We start from the raw sequence: 16,949 nt of genomic DNA, 5'->3' as shown, positions 1-16,949 counted from the left end.
GACCTACTGTCCCGCGCTAGCGGACTCGATGGACTTCTGCATGTCGGACAGGGCCGCGTCTACAGTCTTCTCGCCCTTGATGGCCGAGTACGCGTTTTCCTGGATGGCCTTGGTGACGGCCGGGTAGAACGGGGTGACCGGGCGCGGCACGGCGTTCTCGATCGAGGTCTTCAGGACCGGCAGGTACGGCAGCTTGGCGACGAGCTCCTTGTCGTCGTAGAGCTTGCCGAGCACCGGTGCGAGCGAACCCTGCGTGGCGAAGAACTTCTGGGTTTCTTCGGTGGTGAGGAATTTCAGGAAGTCCACTGCGGTGGCCTTGTTCTTGGAGTAGACGCTGATCGCGGCGCTGTGGCCGCCGAGGGACGAGGCGCCCGGACCGGTCTTGCCGGGGAGTGCGGTCATGCCCAGGACGTCCTTGACCTTGGAGGAGCCTTCAGTGGTGGCCAGGTTGTAGACGTAGGGCCAGTTGCGCAGGAACAGCAGCTTGCCGTCCTGGAATGCCTGGCGGCTTTCCTCTTCCTGGAACGTGATGGCTTCCTTCGGGATCGAGCCGTCTGCGTAGGCCTTGGTCAGGTTGGCCATGCCGGCCTTTGCCTCCGCGGTGAGCAGGTTGGGCTTGCCGTTCTCGTCCAGCACGGCTCCGCCGGCGGAGTTGATTGCCTCGGAGGCGTTGACGGTGAGCCCCTCATACTTCTTGAACTGGCCGGAGTAGCAGCCGATGTTGTTGGTCTTGGCGATGGAGCACATGCTCATCATCTCGTCCCAGGTCTTCGGGGGCGTGGGGACCAGGTCCTTGCGGTAGTACAGGATGCCGCCGTCGGATGATTCCGGTGCCGCGTACAGCGTGCCCTTGTAGGAAGCGGCATCAACCGTCGGCTTCAGCATGGCCGAAGTGTCCAGCGCCATCTTGTCCTTGAGCGGCTGCAGCCAGCCCTTGGCGGCGAATTCGGCGGTCCAGACGACGTCAACGCTCGCGACGTCGTAGCCGGGGTCCTTGGCCTGGAAGTGCTGGACGAGGTCGTCGTGCTGCTGGTCGGCCTGGTCGGTCTGCTCCTTGAACGTGACCTTTTCGTTCGGGTGGGCGGCGTTCCACTTGTCGATCAGCGGGCGGACCACGTTGCTGTTGTCTTTGCCCTGAACGTAAGTGATGGGGCCGCGCCCGTCCAGGCCCTGCGAGGCGGCGTCGCTGCCGCTGGTAGTGCCGCCCCCTCCGCCGCCACACGCCGAAAGGGTAATAGCCAAAATGCCTGCCGTTGCGACGGGAAGTAGGAAATTGCGGGTTTTCATACTGGAGTGCTCCTCGCTGAGTACCGGTGAAAAACGGCCGTACTGATCGTGTGCCGACCATCACAGTAATCAACAGGTACCCCGAATGCAAGCGTTTACATGAAAGCTTTATGCAAAGGAGATCCCGTGGCCCGTCGGCCGGCCGGCCGGCCCGCGGCGCGCCTGCCGGGAAGGCTGCCTCAGCCTCACGGCCGGCTCAGCGGACCCGCTCGGAACGGCCGAACCGCGACCGCGCGCCGGATCCGATGTGGATCAGCACCGGCGTGCGTTTGCCGATTACCGCGTCGAGCGCCTCTACCAGGGCGGAAACTTCGGCGGCGAGCCGGTGCGGGGCAACACCCTGGCGCGGTTCCACCCGGATCTTGAGGGCCGGCTCCCCGCTGATTTTGTAGGCGGCTACCGTAACGCCGGCCAGGTCGGGCCGGTCCGCGAGCGCTGCGCGGAGCGTCTGCTCCGCCACGCCGCCGCTGATTCCGACGTTGCCGGGCACTTCACCCGGGTCCTCCTCTGCCACGAGCAGGCTGGTCCGGCCCGTACCCTGTTGGGCAATCCAGGCGATCATCAGGCCCATCACCACCAGCAGCGCCAGGCAGATGACAAGCCACAGCCAGCTCCCCTGGCGGCGGGGGAATTGCGTCCGTTCGAACAAATCGAGCCAGAAGCTCAGGACACCGCCGGCCCACTCATGCCACCACACGCCGACAGCCGGGACGCTCGCAAGCAGTATCAGGAGGACGCCGATGGCGAGGAGGAGGATGCCAAGGATGCCGATCAGTACGCGGTTCAGCGCCCGGGGGGTGTTGTTCATGCCCCCACCACCCCGGCTGTGGATACCTGGATCCGCACTTCCGGCATCGGCCAGGGGCCCATTTCCTCCACTTCCCGGCGCACAGCCTCCAGGACGGCGTCCGGGCGCAGCGGCACACCGGAGGTCGGCCGGACGTTGACCGTGATCCGGTTCCGCGACACGACCACCATCACCTGTTCCTTGGCCACGTTGGCGGCCAGCCGGGCCCGGCGCGCCAGGGCAGCGGCGATCACCTCATCGTCCACCACGACGGCGGCCCGGCGGTCCGGGAGCAGGTGGCGTGCCCGCCGGCCGGGCAGCACGGCATTGAGGAAGAAGAACAATCCGGCCATCGCGATCACAGCGCCCGTGACGCCGAGCAGAAGCGGCGGGATTCCCGCCGGGAGCGCTACTACCCGCTCGGCCGCGGTCTGCGGATCCACGAGCCACGGCGGCTGCCCGATGGCACGGACCCCCGTCTCAAGCAGCGCATAGCCGAACACGGCCATGACCAGGCCGGCCGCGATCACGGACACAACAGCGCGCGATGTGTGCGTCTCCCGTTTCACTATCCGGCCCATGCCCGCGGCGCCGGAACCCAGCGGCGCGCTCCCCGGCACCGCATCGGTGTCGTGCCCGGCGGAGTCGATTCCGGCGTTCTGGGTGTCCTGGCTCAATGTACCCGGCCTCCCCCGCGCACGGCGGCCCCGCTGATGCGGATGTCCACCCGGCTCAGCTGCGCTCCGGTCAGTTCCGTCACGCGGCGCAGGATCTGGGCCTTGGCGGCGACGGCACGCTCCCAGATGGAACCACCGAATCCGGCGACGCGGCCGGGGTCCCGGACCACAGCGGTGAGGTTCGGGACCGCGACGGGCATGACAAGCGACAGCGCGAGCAGCCCGTCATCGTCCGACCAGTCGGCGCGGACGTCGTGCGCCGGGACACCGAGGGCCTCCCCCGCGGCCGCCCGGGCCACGCTCGTCAGGGCCTGGGTGCTAATGCGGTTGTGCCCGGCCATCGCGGTGCCGGGGATCGGCGCTTCAGCCGTGATGCTCATGAGGAGGAACGCCGGCCTGTGAGGGCGTCAAACACGCTGCGCAGGTCCAGCTTCCCCTCTGCGGCCCGGCCCAGGAGGGCGCCGATGGCCATGAAGAACAGGGCGCCGAGGAAGCCCCAGGCACCGAACTGGAAGGACATGAAGGCCACGAAGGCGCCCATGGCGATTCCCACTACCGTCAGACTCATTGGATTGCCTCCCTGACTGGCCGGGCCTCGGCGGACGCGGCCGGTTTGGCCGGGCCGGGCACATAAACGTCGTTGATCTCGATATTGACCTCGATCACTTCGAGACCCACCAGTTCCCCGACGGCGGCGTAGACGACGGCGCGGACCTGGTCCGCTAGGGCCTGCAGGGGGGTGCCATACACCGCAACAAGATCGATGTCGACGGCGGCCTGCGTTTCGCCGACTTCCACGCGGACGCCCGCTGCGTGATCGGCGTTGCCGACGGCGTCGCGGATGGCCCCGAGGGCGCGTGAGGGTCCTGAGCCCAACGAATAGACGCCGGGCACCGATCGGGCGGCGATGCCCGCGACCTTGGCGACGGCGGTTTCCGCTATGACCGTGCGGCCGGTGCCGGCCGGCGCGGACAGACCGTCCGCAGGACTGACCAGGGCGCCGGGACCGGGCTGACCTGCTGCGAGGCCGGCAACGTGTTGACCGGCGACGGGTTGAGAATTCTGGTATTCCATAACGCACTCCCCCTTCTCTTTGACACAACCCTAGTCCCTGCCTTGGGGCCCGTGGGGGAATCTTGCGGCGCCCGTTCCCACAGTCCACGCAGGTGGGGGCGGGAACGGGCGGCCCGCGTTGGGGACAAGGCCGGCCGTTGTCGGCTGCGGGATGTCAGCCTGGGGCCGACTCGGGCGTTGGCCTGTCCGAACCCCCTACTTGCAGTTGGTGGCGATCCAGGTCGTGACCGGCGCCATGGCGGCCTGGAGCTTTCCGCTGGAGAAGACCGTCTGGTCGGTGACGCCGGCAACGGCCACCTCCTTGAGGTTGGCGAAGTCGGCCTTGAGGCTGTCCGGGACGCGTTCGGCCGTCTCGGCCAGCTCCGTTTTGAACTGTTCCAGTTCCGCCGTCTTGCCTTGGGCGGCCGACAACGGAAGGAGCGTGGCGCCGGTTGCCTGCTCCGAGATCTTGGAGCAAGCCTCGGCGGCGCTGGTGAAGCCGCCGAACGGTCCCGAGGTTCCGCTGGGGCTCGGCGTGGCGGACGCCGAAGCAGTGGACTCGCCCCCGGCGGACGTGCCCGCGGCGGACGAAGGCGCGCTGCCGGCCTGCGGGGCCGAGCACCCGGTTAGCGCCAGGGCTGCGAGGAGGGCGGTTGCGGCGAGAGGACGGGCAATATTCTTCGAAGTCACGTTGCAGAATCACTTTTCGGTTGAGATTGCGCCGCCCGCCCGGACCGGGCTGCCGGCGGCTTTGGTGTTCTTTCCCCAGCGTGCGAGTCTAGCCCGGCCGGCTGGACGGCCCCCAAACGGTCGCCGCCGCCGGCCGCCCCTCGCCGCCCGTCGGATGCACGCCGTCGCCCGCCCGTCGGCCTGCGCGGGATTAAGCGTCCTCTGCCCCGAACGGCTCCATCCTAGGGCCGGCGTGCATGGTCTCGCTCAACGACGAGACCGCATGGAACATCGTGCGACAGGGTCACGGAGAACCTGTATTAGCCGTGTCGAGTGACGAGAACACCGCGAGTTCTGTCGGCAAGGCCTTCGGCGCGAGCAATGGCGACCGCTGCGTTCAGCCTTTCATGCAGCTGACTTTGGTCGTTGACGCGGAAATCAGCAACGACCTGATCTGTGTCCAACTTGTTGACTCCCATCGGGATGGTTTCCTGAGCTGTTCCGCGGGCGAGGACGAGACAAGCTCAGTCAAGACTCATATCTCCCGCCTCACCCGCGGCCTTCGCCTGGTCGCTGGATTCGGGACCGCTAGTCGATGCTCGTGATCATTACGTGCTTGACCTGCGAGTATTCGTCGATGGAATGCGAGGACAGTTCCTTGCCGTAACCCGATTCGCCGAATGGCATTGTTACGCACGCCGCTGCCAACGACATCGTGGCACGGCGGTCGATTGGGGCGGCGCACCAGAGCGGACTCACCCGGAATCAGCGCTACGCGCAGAGGCGAGGACGTATCAGCATCTTCTAGTTCAAATCAGCGTCTTCACATTCGGCATCGCGCCGGTCACCCGCTGCTCAGGCACGTCCATCCCGGACGAACACTCCTGCAGACAGGGGACAGGAAACCTAAGACCCCGAATTACGGAACATAACCGAAGCCTCTTGACGAAAACCATAGAGGCACGTCCTGGCTAGGACCAGGTTTTGATAGTCTGCCCAGTTTCGGCACCGTAGACGCTGCGCACATAGGCGGCCGCCGCCACTGCGCCCGGTACGGCAGGGAAGCCGGGAAACACCGTTGAATATGCGTCAGCGGACTCTTCGAGCACCGTGGCGCTGACGGTATTTAATCGCATGTGCGGCAGCTCCGCGGCAGCACTCTTGACGAAGGCGTCCAGGCCGATATTGGCGATGGCGCTGGGTGAGCCCCCTGGGAAGGCATAATTTCCCACGATCCCGCTTGTCAAGGTGATGGAACCGCCCGGCCGGACGTGGCCGCGGGCCGCCAGGGTGATGCGAACCTGGCACAGCAGTTTGCCATTAACGGTCGACGCGTACGTTTCCAAGGTTGCATCCGTTGCCGACGCCCACTTGGCTCCCCCAATCGTGCTGACCACCGCATCCACCGTCCCTACCCTGTCAAAGAGTGCTTCGACGCTGGCATCGTCCCGGCAATCTACGGGATGTTCGGTCGATGACCGTGACGCGCGGATGATTTCCAGCCGCCCTTCACCAACCTTTTCGTGGTGTGCGGACAACGCCCGGACCACGTTTTGCCCCACCGTTCCAGTGGCGCCGATGACGAGAATTCGCATGAATGTGCCCTTCATTGTTGATAATTCGCAACTGGAACCCGGTTGACGGTCCTATCTGCGCAACGGGTTGAACGCCGCTATCTGCTCCGGCATGGCACCGGCCACGATTTGCTCGGCTAGTAACCTGCCCGTTGCCGGTCCTAAAACCATCCCCCACATGCCGTGTCCCCCCGCTGCGTAGATTCTGTTCGAGGCCAGGCGGCCAACGATGGGCAGCCCGTCTGGCGTGATCGGGCGGGAGCCGACCCACGCGTCGCGTCGTGATGACCAATCGATGCCCTGCAGCAGTGGACGAATGGCTCTTGCGACGGACTCAAGCCTGGAAGAATCCAGAGGCTCGTCGGGATCAAGGAACTCCATTGTTCCCGCGATCCGAAGTGCCCCCTGGTACGGCGTGCAGACTACTCGTTGTTCGGGAAAGTACAGGGGCCCGCTCGGCAGGCAATCGCCGTCGACAGTGAACGAGTATCCTCGGCCCGCCTGGACGCCAATTTTCAAGCCCCACTTATTGGCCAGCTTAGGCAGCCAGGCGCCGGTGGCAAGGACGAGGACTTCGGCTGTGAGAAGGCTTCCGTCCTCAGTCGTCACGGCTGCCGACGAAGGCCCAGCGTCAACAGAACAGACGTTTGTGCCGTCCATGATCTGACCGCCGCACGCTTCGAAGGCCCGGGCAAGGTCACAGACAAAGTCACCCGGATCCAGATAGCTCTGTCCGGATATTTCCAGGCCGTGCACCACGGCGTCGGAGAGCACTGCCGGACGGTTCCCGTCGGCCAGTGTGCTGACACCGATGCTCTGGCCCATGGCATGGAGGTGTTCGAGCTCCGTCCGGAACGCTGCGGCGGCCTCGGCGCTGCTGAAGCCTGCAACGTAGGGGGCCGCAACCACCGGAGAAGCAATGCCACGCGCCTTCAGCTGGGCGAAGGACTCGTCCACGGTCCTCGTGATGGGCTGGAGCGCTGACATGGTTTGCTGCCACTTCCGGGCATTCATGTTGGCGGCGAAACGCAGGAGGAACTTCCACAGCTGCGGGTCGAACCGCAGCGGCACGTGCAGCGGGGCGTCGGGGTCGGTCAGACTTTGCAGTGCGTACTTCCAGGCGCCCGGCTCCGCCAGGGGCATGACCAGGCCCGGGGTCACCCAGCCGGCGTTGCCCCAACTGGCACCGGCAGCCGGCCCGACCCTGTCAACGACAGTGACCGACAACCCCTGCTGCTGCAGGTGCCAGGCCGTCGACAAGCCGACGATGCCGGCACCGACGACTATGGCTGATTGCGGGGTTTTCATCTGATTGGTCGCTGACATCGGCTAAAGGTGCCGGCTCAGCACGCGTTCCGCATAGACGGACAGCCACGTTGCGGGAATCGAGATGGCCGCATAGAGCAGGCCGGCGATGATGAAGACCGGCAGATACTGGAACGTTGATGAGCCGATCGAGTACGCCTGGCTCATGAGTTCCGGCACGGCTACTGAGTACGCCAGGGACGTCGCCTGAAACAGCAGTACTGCAAAGCCCATCAGCGAAGGAAGGGCGATGCGCAGTCCCTGCGGGATGACCACGAACCGCAGGCAGTCGCGGTAGCTCATGCCCAGCGCATGGGACCCCTCGACTTCACCCGGTGGCACCGACTGGATGCCGCCACGGATCAGCTCGGCACTGTATGCGGCCGTTGTCCATGTCAGAGCCAAAGACGCCGAGGCCAGGGAGCTAAGGGTGATGTCGGCATTCGGAAGGCCGTAGTACATGAGTTGCAGGAGCACCAGGGCAGGGGCGCCGCGGCCCACTTCAACTAAGAACACCGAAACATAGCGGAAGGGCTTGTTTCCGGCTGTGACACCGAACGCGAACAAGAGTCCGAGGGGCAAGCCAAACGCCAGGCTGAGGAGGGTCAGGGAAAGGCTGACTTGAAGGCCATCAAAAAGTGTTGGCGCATATTGGATCGCAACATCGACTAGGTTGTTCATCGGGCCACCGCCTTTCGCATCTTGACGTCAAGATGCCTCGAGAGCAGTCCCAGCGGAACGCTCAAAAGAATGTAGACGCCCGCAGCCACGAAGAACACCATGATGCCCTCGCCGGACTGCCGGGCGTATTGGCTGGACATGAAAACTATCTCAGCCACGCCGATGGAGGAGGCGATGGAGGAATCCTTGAGCAGCCCGATGGCGAAGGTAGTGTAGGCCGGGACGACGGCCCGTGCCGTTTGCGGACCGATGATTCGGCTCCAGACCGTGGCGCGGTGGAAACCGAGCGCCGAGCTGGCCTCCCACTGGCCCTTGGGAATTGAAGAAATGGCGCCGCGGAAGATCTCGGCCAGATATGCCGCAGCCACCACGCCAAGGCCCAGGACGCCGGCCTGCAATGCCGTGAGCCGAATGGCGCCGATGGAGACTCCGTAGTACAGGATAAAGAGCCACACCACGGGCGGGACTCCTCGGAGCAGGTCAACCAGCGCGCGCGACAGTAGCCATAGGATCCGATTTTTGCTCCGAAGTCCGGCGACGATGGGCAGCGCCACCACGGTGCCGATCATGAGAGCCAGAATGGTCACGAGGACTGTGAGCGGCAAGCCAATGGCGATGGCCCTGAGCATTTCCACGGCTCAGCGCTCCAGCACGGCGCGAAGGAATCGGCGCGTGCGGTCGTGCTGCGGATCCTGCAGGATTTGCCCGGGCTCGCCCTTTTCGATGATTCCGCCGTCGGCCATCACCACGAGTTCATCGGCAACGTTTCCCGCGAACGCCATCTCGTGCGTCACCACCACCATCGTCATGCCTGTCGACGCGAGCTCTTTCATGACCTCGAGGACTTCTACCCCGACTTCGGGATCAAGTGCGGATGTTGGCTCATCGAACAGCATCACCCGGGGGCCGAGAGCCAGGGCCCGGGCAATGGCGATGCGCTGCTGCTGGCCGCCGGAGCATCTGGACGGATATTGGTCGGCCTTCTCTGCCAGCCCCATGCGTTTGAGAAGCTCCATTGATTTCTCGTTGGCCTCGTCGCGGGTGCACCCAAGAACACGTTCCTGGGGCAAACTGACGTTCCGAAGAACCGTCATGTGCGGGAAGAGGTTGAAATGCTGGAACACCATGCCGGCGCTTCGGCGAAGGGCTGCGAGATTTTTGGGGTTGGGCTTCCTGCCGGCCACGATGAGATGACCGTCGATCTCGATTTCGCCGCCGTCCGGTTGCTCCAGCAGATTCATGCATCGAAGGACGGTGCTCTTCCCCGCCCCGCTGGGCCCGATCATTGCAGTGACGGACCCCTCCTGCACTGACAGGGAAACGTCTCGGAGCACCACGTGCGGGCCGTAGGCCTTGGCCAGATTCCTCACCTGGACAACAGGCTTTCCGGTCCGGAGATTAGGCTCAATCATCAGTTGTTCCATTTCTAATAGTCGTGCTGGTTCGATCAATGCCGTGCCCCGGTCCCATCCAGCTGACCCGTCGGCATCTCCAGTCCGCCGGACCGGTGCGAGCCGGCACCGGACATGCAGGCCTCGTAGACGGCCGCGGCGACCGCAAGGTCCTCCCACGGCATGCCGGTGGTCTTGAATACTGCCGGACGGTCCGCGGCCACCTCCCTGCGTTTCAAAACCAGGTCCGCCAGGGTGATCAGTTGTGCGGGCCCGGCAATGGCACCCGATTCCATGGCCTGGATGACATCGCCTGCCTCACGTACGGCCGAGTCCAGCGATTCAACGCAAACCGTGGCCCTGGCGAGAAGAGCGTCATCGAGCTCGCGGTGCTCCCTGTCATGCGAGCCGATGGCCACCACCACGGCGGACGCCTTCACCAGGCCCCCGTCAAATAGGGCATCCGGTGATGCCGTCGCGCAAATGACGAGATCGGCATCCCGCACCGCGCCAGGGCCGACCACCGCGGCCGCCAGGCCGATTCCTTCGGCGTTTTTCACAAGCCGCTCCGCAGCTTCCGCATTGCGGCCCACGATTTCCACGCAGCTCAGTTCAAAGAGCGCGGCAAAGGCCATGATGTGCGCCCACGCCTGCACTCCTGCACCGAACACGACGAGGCGCTTGGGGCCGGGCGAGGCCAGCAGCATCGCCCCCATCGCGGATACCGACGACGTCCGCAGCTCGGTCAAGGCCACTCCGTCGAGCACAGCCAATGGCCGCTGGTCGTGGCCGCCGAACAGTGCATAGAGTCCCTGGATGACCGGGGACGCCGAAGCGGCGTTACGCGCCGTGATGGTCAGGAGTTTCGTTCCTACGTACTGGCCGTTAGTCGCCGGCATCTGCATGAACGTCCCGCCGTCCGTTTCCACCCGGGTCCTTGGCGCACTCAGTTCGGGATCGAGCCCCGAAGCCAGGACCGATTCCATGGCGGCAACCGCCTCGCGCGCCGTCAGTGCCGACGCTATGGTGGCGCCGTCGAGGAAGACGGGTACCGACGGTTGAGGCCCCGAACGGCTGGTCGTTGGATCCATGGAATTGGTTTCCTTTGCTCGCGATGCCGGAACGATCTACGGGAGGCGTCCCTACTTCACCAAACGGGGTTCACCGGTTTCGACAGCCGACTGGGGCAAACCGTACGACTTCACGACCTCCGCGATCTTGCCGCTGGACTTCATGGCCGCGATGGAGGAATCCATGGCCTTGGTCATGTCGACGTTGTCCTTCCCGATCGGAAATCCGATTTGGGCAGGTTCTTTGGAGGCAACGACGCGGGGATCGGCGCTGGCGCCCGCCACCTTGTACTTGGCGTCGCTCTTGTACATCTGGACTGCGGAACCAAACCCGTCGATCCCGGCCTGGATGCGTCCGGACTTGAGGTCGGCCTGCATCTCCACGGCGCTGGGGTAGATGGTCAGGTTTGCACCCATGACCTTTTTCATGTCCGGCACCCACAGGTAGCCGTCGACGGTGCCCACCTTCATGCTCTCGAGGTCCTTGATGTCCTTGACCCCGGACTCGGAAATGATCCCCATCTCGTCGGTGTAGATCGGATCAGAAAGACTGACGATCTCGGCCCGGACGGCGGTGCGGTAGTAGCAGCCGATCGCCACGTCGGCGCGCCCGCTCTGGACGGCCGGGATGGTTCCTGCGTACGACGTCGACTCGACCTTGATGTCCAGGCAGTTCTTGGCGGCGAACTCTTTGATGATGTCGGCGTCGACGCCGGTGAGCTTGCCGTCCTTGTTAGAGGAAAACGGGGCGAACTCCGGCGCGGCAACGGTCAGGAACCCGGCGGAAATAGTCTTGAACGTCGATTCCGGCTGGCAACCCTTGGCAACGGCGCTTTCCGCTGAACCGGCGCAGCCAGACAGCGAAAGCGCAAGCAGTGCAATTGAAGTGCCGCCCACCAGGATTTTGCGAGTGTTCATAATGATCTCCTTTGATCAGAGCTGAAGTTGGTCCCTGCCAACGATTCGATGTCATCGCCAACTACCCGCTTGGTGATGTATGACACACTATCGATTGTCGATTACCAATCTCCATGCATTACGCATGGATGTCAAGCACTAAAATCGCCGCGGAATATGTGGAAACAAGACGGAATTCATCACGACCCTTCCCGGTGGCGCGCACGTTGTGACTTAGTGTTAGCCGTGAGGACCACCGCCTGAGGAGCGAAATGCAGGAACAACGAATAGCCGTTGCGGGGATATCTGAGCTGGGCGAAAGCCGGGTCACCCTCAAAGACGAGGCCACCTCCATAGTTCGGCACGCCCTCATGTCCGGTGACATGCAGCCCGGCAAAATCTATTCGGCCAACGCCCTGGCCACGCAGCTGGGCGTCTCGAACAGCCCGGTCCGCGAGGCGATGATGGCACTGAGCGAAAAGGGACTCCTTGAAGTGGTGCGGAACCGGGGGTTCCGAGTCGTGGAGATGACCGCAAAGGACCAAAAAGAGGTCTATGACCTCCGTCTGCTGATCGAGGTGACCGCAGTAGGCCGCGTTGCCGAACAAGGCGTCTTTCCCGCCGACGCCGAGCGGCTCGCCGAACTGGCAGAAGCCGCGCTGGCGACAGCCAAGCCCGACAGCATGGTCGACTACCTCGAACACGATCAGCAATTTCACCTGGCCATAGTTGAACTGCTGGGCAACACCCGAATGACGAAGATCATTGAAAACCTCCGGGACCAGAGCCGGATCAGCGGCTCCTACCACCTGGCTGAACGCGGGCTGCTTGCCACCAGCGCCGCCGAACACGGACCCATCCTGGCCGCCCTCATTGCCGGGGACCGGAAGCTCGCCGAGTCCCTCATGGTCGAACACCTCAGCTACTCGCTTCCCTAACCTCACTGCCCCAACCACCAGGACGTCCGGGCCGCTTCCCCGGCCCGCACGGGCACCTCCAACGCCGCCCCGGGCTGCAGCGCTGGCGGCAGTTCCGTCGCCACACCATCGAACACCCCTCCCGGCGTCGGAAATGCCCCGCAGGACCCGCACGGCCGCAACCCCCTGCAGCGCCCGGCATCCCCAGTGCGACGCCCACCTTCGGCACCCGGGCGCTACTGAGCGCCAAATAATCTCGCGGAACATTTTGCTTGACGTACATCACATCGGACCCCAAGATGGTTATATATAACCCGTTACCGATAGTTGATACCCCAAGCGAGCCAATGGGGTATGGCTTCCGCAACAGAGACAGGACGATCAATGTCAAATGTGGTGTCGCTCCAGCTTCCCCCAGGGACTCAACAGCCTTCACATGCGGCCGTCGTCATCATCGGCGGCGGCATCATGGGAACCAGCATCGCGTTCCATCTGGCCGAAGCCGGTGTGCGCAACATAGTCCTCGTTGATCGCTCCGATCTGGGCGAAGGATCATCCTCCAAGCCGCTCGGCGGCGTACGGGCGACCTTCTCGGATCCGGCAAACATAGTGTTGGGCCAGCGCAGCCTGCGGGCCTTCGAGGGCTTCGGACAGCGCTTCTCCACCGACATCGGATTGCGCAAGGTGGGTTACCTGTTCCTGTGCCGGAGCGAATCCGAAATCCTGGACTGTGAGCGCAGCACCGTCATCCAAAACGGTCTCGGCAGCAACAGCCGGATGATTTCCCCTGCCGAGGCAGTCGAAATCAACCCTTTCCTTCGCCAGGAAGCCCTCATCGGCGCGTCGTTCTCGCCGGAGGACGGATTCGCGGAACCGGGGAAAGTGGTCCGGGCCTATGCCGACGCGGCCGCCGCGTTGGGCGTATGCATCCTTGAGCACACGGAAGTCATGGATGTGACCGCGTCAGGCGGAAGCATCAGTTCAGTGACCACCAATCGCGGCACCATCATCACCGATGCCGTCATCTGCTGTGCCGGCGCGTGGTCCCAACGTGTGGGCGACATGGTCAACGTCAACCTGCCGGTTGTCCCGGTGCGGCGGCAGATCGGCATGACCCGCCAGATGAGCTCGCCCATGCCCACCGTGCCGTTCACGCTGGACCTGTCGACCACGCTGTACTTCCACAACTATCGAAACGGCATGCTCCTGGGGATTTCCAACTCCAACCAGGAGCCTGGTTTCGCCCGTGACTTCACGCATGAATGGCTGCCGGAGTTCAACGCAGCCGCCCGCGTATGCGCCCCCGCGCTGGAGGCTCCGGAGCTGGAGTGCGGCTGGGCCGGACTGTATGAGAACACGCCGGACCACAACGCACTCATCGGTGCGTCCAGCTCCGTGGGTGGCTTCTACTACGCCACTGGATTCTCCGGCCACGGCTTCCTGCAGGGTCCCGCCGTCGGCGAGCTCGTCCGGGACGTCTACCTGGACCGGGAATCCTTCATGGACCCCGCCTCGTTCTCCGCCGATCGGTTCCGCACGGCCGATCAGCTCATTCAAGAAGTGCACATCATCTAGCGCCGGACGCCACCGCGCCCCATCCTCCGCAATAGCCATGATCTTGAAAGGAACCACACCATGACCGCCCTTGAAACCTGGGAACTTCGAGCCGAGTTCGCGCGGCGGCTCTCCGCGATGTACGGCAGGGAAGTCCCCGCCTACAACACGCTTGTGGAGGTTTCCACCGAGGTGAACGAAGCGTATGCCGCCAAGCACGGCGCCGACGCCGAAAGGCTGGGCAGCATTGCACGGGTGACGGCTGAGCGCCACGGCGCCATCCGCGTCGGCTCCCCGAAGGAAATGGCCCAGGTTGCCCGCGTCTTCGCCGCCTTCGGCATGTACCCGGTCGGTTTCTATGACCTTCGCGATGCTTCCTCGAGCTCCGTGCCCGTGGTCTCGACGGCCTTCCGCCCGATCGACGGCGCTGAACTGGCCAAGAATCCCTTCCGTGTCTTCACCTCCATGCTGGCGGCCGAGGATCCGCGGTTCTTTGACCGCGAACTCCGCGCCGAGCTGGCCGCATTCATCGGTGCCCGGCAGTTGTTCGGTGCGGAACTGCTAACCCTGGCGGACAAGGCAGCCGCGGGTGGCGGCCTCCACGAGGACGACGCCGCCCGGCTGCTGGAGCTGGCCACCGCGGCGTTTGAACTCTCCGGGGACCCCGTGGACTACGAGTGGTACAAAAAGCTTGAGGCAGTCTCCGCCGTCGCCTCCGACATCGGCGGCGTTTCCACAACGCACATAAACCACCTCACACCCCGGGTGCTGGACATCGATGATTTGTACAAGCGCATGCAGGCGCGCGGCATCACCATGATCGATGAGATCCAAGGACCGCCGCGCTGGGACGGGCCGGACCTGCTCCTGCGCCAGACGTCCTTCCGGGCGCTCGGTGAAAACCGCGTGTTCCGCTACGCCGACGGATCCACCAACAAGGGTGAACTGCGGGTGCGCTTCGGCGAAGTCGAGGCCCGCGGAATTGCCTTGACGGTGGCGGGCCGCGATCTCTACGACCGGATGGTCGCCGAGTCGGACGCACGGTTGGCCTCGGCCCCGGCGGGAACGACTCGCGTCGAGGTAGCCGCCGGGGTCTGGGCGGAGAACCTGCCCCGCACCGAGAAGGAGCTGGCCCTGCAGGGACTGGCCTTTTTCACCTACCGCCTCGATGAAGACGCCCTGGCCGGTGCATCCTTGGCCGGCACGGCTTCCCTGTCGGATCTTGTCGACGCGGGAATCGCCGTCCCGGAGCCCATTGTGTATGAGGACTTCCTCCCCCGCTCGGCCGCCGGGATCTTCCAATCAAACCTGACAGAGGAAGGTTCCAAGGACGAAGAACAGGTCGGAACCAGCTACGACATCCACCGGATGTCCGAGATTGTCGGCTTCGAGGTCCATGACCCGAACGATCTCTACCAGCTGCAGCAGGACGCATCGATCGCGGCCCTGGCCCACCGCCTCAACATCACACTCAGCCACTAATCAGCCCGCCAGACCAAACAACCTCAGGAGATCACGATGACCGAAACTCTGACCCAAACGTCCGAACTTGCAGCGATCGTCCGCGACGCACTGGAGGCCTGCGGCGTCAATGTTGACGCCCTCGGCGGCCCGCACGAGGCGTCCTCGCCGCTGACCGGCGAAGTCTTGATGACCCTGCCGGTCAACACGCCGGCGGACATCGACACGATGATCGGCCAGGCCCACGAGGCCTTCAAAACGTGGCGTGATGTGCCCGCGCCGCTCCGCGGCAACCTGGTCAAGCGCTGGGGCGAGCTGCTGACCGAACACAAGGAGGACCTGGCGCGGATCGTGACGGCCGAGGCTGGCAAGATCGAGTCCGAAGCTCTCGGTGAAGTCCAGGAAATGATCGATATCTGCGACTTTGCGGTCGGCCTGTCCCGCCAGCTCTATGGCAAGACCATGCCCTCGGAGCGGCCCGGACACCGCCTCATGGAAACCTGGCACCCCCTTGGCGTTGTCGGGGTCATCTCTGCCTTCAACTTCCCCGTTGCGGTCTACTCCTGGAATACGGCGCTGGCTCTTGTGTGCGGCGACACCATCGTGTGGAAACCCTCGGGGATGACCATGCTCAGTGCACTGGCCGCCGATGCCCTGCTGGGCCGCGCCGTCGCGGACGTTGGCGCTCCGACAGACCTGCACAAGCTGGTCCTGGCCGATCGTTCCGGCGGCCAGGTGATCGTCGATGATCCGCGCGTTGCCCTGCTCTCCGCCACCGGCTCGGTACGGATGGGCCAGGAAATCGCTCCCCGCGTGGCTCGCCGTTTCGGCCGCGCCCTGCTCGAACTCGGCGGAAACAACGCAGCAATCGTCGCGCCGTCGGCCGATCTCGATCTGGCCCTGCGCGGCATCGTCTTCGCCGCCGTCGGAACCGCCGGCCAGCGCTGCACGTCCATGCGCCGCCTGATCGTGCACGAATCGATCGTCGACGAACTGACCGACAAGCTCGTCAATGCCTACGCCACGCTGCGCATCGGGACCCCCTTGGATGAGGAGAACCTGATCGGGCCGCTGATCAACAAGTCCAGCTTCGATGGCATGCAGGACGCCATTAAGGCGGCACAGGAACAGGGCGGCACAGTCCGCTGCGGCGGTGGCCGCGTGAACGCCGACGACGAGCCCGGCGCCTACTACGTGGAGCCTGCGATCGTCCGAATGCCGGCCCAGACCGCCGTCGTCAAGGACGAGACCTTTGCACCCCTGCTTTACGTCATGACATACACGGACTTCGACGACGCCATCGCCATCCAAAACGACGTTCCCCAGGGTCTGTCCTCGGCCGTGTTCACCAACGACCAGGCCGAGGCCGAACGCTTCATGTCGGCCAGCGGATCGGACTGCGGCATCGCCAACGTCAACATCGGCACCTCAGGAGCCGAAATCGGCGGCGCATTCGGCGGCGAGAAGGAAACCGGCGGCGGCCGCGAGTCCGGTTCCGACTCGTGGAAGGTCTACATGCGCCAGGCCACCAACACCGTCAACTACTCGGGACAGCTGCCGCTCGCCCAGGGCGTGAAGTTCCTCTAGGCACCCCGGCGGAGAAGGTGCCGGCCCGGTCCGGCCGGC

Annotated in this window: 18 protein-coding genes; 4 read left to right on the top strand and 14 right to left on the bottom strand. The window is 64.5% G+C overall.

Going from position 1 to position 16,949, the window contains the following annotated elements:
* Positions 1-3: 3 nt before the first annotated feature.
* The 14 genes from AC1DRO_RS10440 to AC1DRO_RS10375 form a co-directional block, all read right to left on the bottom strand.
* The gene (locus AC1DRO_RS10440; RefSeq protein WP_028277787.1) at positions 4-1,287 is read right to left on the bottom strand and encodes an ABC transporter substrate-binding protein; all 1,284 of its coding nucleotides are present in this window, start codon (positions 1,285-1,287) and stop codon (positions 4-6) included.
* Positions 1,288-1,483: 196 nt separating this feature from the next.
* Entirely contained in the window at positions 1,484-2,095 is a 612-nt protein-coding gene (locus AC1DRO_RS10435; protein ID WP_459383680.1) for a hypothetical protein, read from the bottom strand.
* The gene (locus AC1DRO_RS10430) at positions 2,092-2,751 is read right to left on the bottom strand and encodes a hypothetical protein (protein ID WP_476950753.1); all 660 of its coding nucleotides are present in this window, start codon (positions 2,749-2,751) and stop codon (positions 2,092-2,094) included. The genes AC1DRO_RS10435 and AC1DRO_RS10430 overlap by 4 nt, the downstream gene beginning before the upstream one ends.
* A complete protein-coding gene (locus AC1DRO_RS10425) occupies positions 2,748-3,131 on the bottom strand; it encodes a hypothetical protein (protein WP_476942641.1) in 384 nt (127 codons plus the stop codon). Before AC1DRO_RS10425 ends, AC1DRO_RS10430 begins: the two co-directional genes overlap by 4 nt.
* Positions 3,128-3,319, bottom strand: a complete 192-nt coding sequence (locus AC1DRO_RS10420; RefSeq protein ID WP_243181369.1) for a hypothetical protein — start codon at positions 3,317-3,319, stop codon at positions 3,128-3,130. The genes AC1DRO_RS10425 and AC1DRO_RS10420 overlap by 4 nt, the downstream gene beginning before the upstream one ends.
* Positions 3,316-3,825 carry an Asp23/Gls24 family envelope stress response protein gene (locus AC1DRO_RS10415; RefSeq protein ID WP_476950752.1) on the bottom strand — a complete coding sequence of 170 codons (510 nt, stop codon included), beginning with the start codon at positions 3,823-3,825 and terminating at the stop codon, positions 3,316-3,318. The genes AC1DRO_RS10420 and AC1DRO_RS10415 overlap by 4 nt, the downstream gene beginning before the upstream one ends.
* A gap of 195 nt (positions 3,826-4,020) precedes the next feature.
* Positions 4,021-4,494, bottom strand: coding sequence for a hypothetical protein (locus tag AC1DRO_RS10410; protein ID WP_243181367.1), 474 nt, complete (start codon positions 4,492-4,494; stop codon positions 4,021-4,023).
* A 950-nt stretch (positions 4,495-5,444) separates the two neighbouring features.
* Positions 5,445-6,068 (bottom strand): short chain dehydrogenase, encoded by a 624-nt coding sequence (locus AC1DRO_RS10405; RefSeq protein WP_476950751.1) that lies wholly within the window; start codon positions 6,066-6,068, stop codon positions 5,445-5,447.
* A 51-nt stretch (positions 6,069-6,119) separates the two neighbouring features.
* Entirely contained in the window at positions 6,120-7,373 is a 1,254-nt protein-coding gene (locus AC1DRO_RS10400; RefSeq protein ID WP_476950750.1) for an NAD(P)/FAD-dependent oxidoreductase, read from the bottom strand.
* A gap of 3 nt (positions 7,374-7,376) precedes the next feature.
* Entirely contained in the window at positions 7,377-8,033 is a 657-nt protein-coding gene (locus tag AC1DRO_RS10395) for an amino acid ABC transporter permease (protein ID WP_476950749.1), read from the bottom strand.
* The gene (locus AC1DRO_RS10390) at positions 8,030-8,662 is read right to left on the bottom strand and encodes an amino acid ABC transporter permease (protein ID WP_476950768.1); all 633 of its coding nucleotides are present in this window, start codon (positions 8,660-8,662) and stop codon (positions 8,030-8,032) included. The genes AC1DRO_RS10395 and AC1DRO_RS10390 overlap by 4 nt, the downstream gene beginning before the upstream one ends.
* A 9-nt stretch (positions 8,663-8,671) precedes the next feature.
* Positions 8,672-9,445, bottom strand: a complete 774-nt coding sequence (locus AC1DRO_RS10385; RefSeq protein ID WP_476950767.1) for an amino acid ABC transporter ATP-binding protein — start codon at positions 9,443-9,445, stop codon at positions 8,672-8,674.
* Positions 9,446-9,480: 35 nt separating this feature from the next.
* A complete protein-coding gene (locus tag AC1DRO_RS10380; RefSeq protein WP_476950748.1) occupies positions 9,481-10,515 on the bottom strand; it encodes an ornithine cyclodeaminase family protein in 1,035 nt (344 codons plus the stop codon).
* A 51-nt stretch (positions 10,516-10,566) separates the two neighbouring features.
* Entirely contained in the window at positions 10,567-11,412 is an 846-nt protein-coding gene (locus AC1DRO_RS10375; protein WP_476950747.1) for a substrate-binding periplasmic protein, read from the bottom strand.
* A 251-nt stretch (positions 11,413-11,663) separates the two neighbouring features.
* Here AC1DRO_RS10375 and AC1DRO_RS10370 point away from each other — a divergent pair, with 251 nt between their 5' ends.
* The 4 genes from AC1DRO_RS10370 to amaB all read left to right on the top strand — a co-directional run bounded on the left by AC1DRO_RS10370 (position 11,664) and on the right by amaB (position 16,910).
* Positions 11,664-12,329 (top strand): GntR family transcriptional regulator, encoded by a 666-nt coding sequence (locus AC1DRO_RS10370; protein ID WP_476950746.1) that lies wholly within the window; start codon positions 11,664-11,666, stop codon positions 12,327-12,329.
* Positions 12,330-12,692: 363 nt separating this feature from the next.
* Positions 12,693-13,883 carry an NAD(P)/FAD-dependent oxidoreductase gene (locus tag AC1DRO_RS10365; RefSeq protein ID WP_476950745.1) on the top strand — a complete coding sequence of 397 codons (1,191 nt, stop codon included), beginning with the start codon at positions 12,693-12,695 and terminating at the stop codon, positions 13,881-13,883.
* 60 nt (positions 13,884-13,943) lie between these two features.
* On the top strand, positions 13,944-15,344 hold the full coding sequence (hglS, locus tag AC1DRO_RS10360) for a 2-oxoadipate dioxygenase/decarboxylase (RefSeq protein WP_476950744.1): 1,401 nt from the start codon (positions 13,944-13,946) through the stop codon (positions 15,342-15,344).
* Between the two features lie 36 nt (positions 15,345-15,380).
* Positions 15,381-16,910 (top strand): L-piperidine-6-carboxylate dehydrogenase, encoded by a 1,530-nt coding sequence (gene amaB / locus AC1DRO_RS10355; protein ID WP_476950743.1) that lies wholly within the window; start codon positions 15,381-15,383, stop codon positions 16,908-16,910.
* Positions 16,911-16,949: the final 39 nt, after the last annotated feature.

The sequence above is a fragment of the Arthrobacter sp. P4_F11 genome, from assembly GCF_056401395.1.
This window is presented reverse-complemented; position numbering and strand designations above follow the sequence as displayed.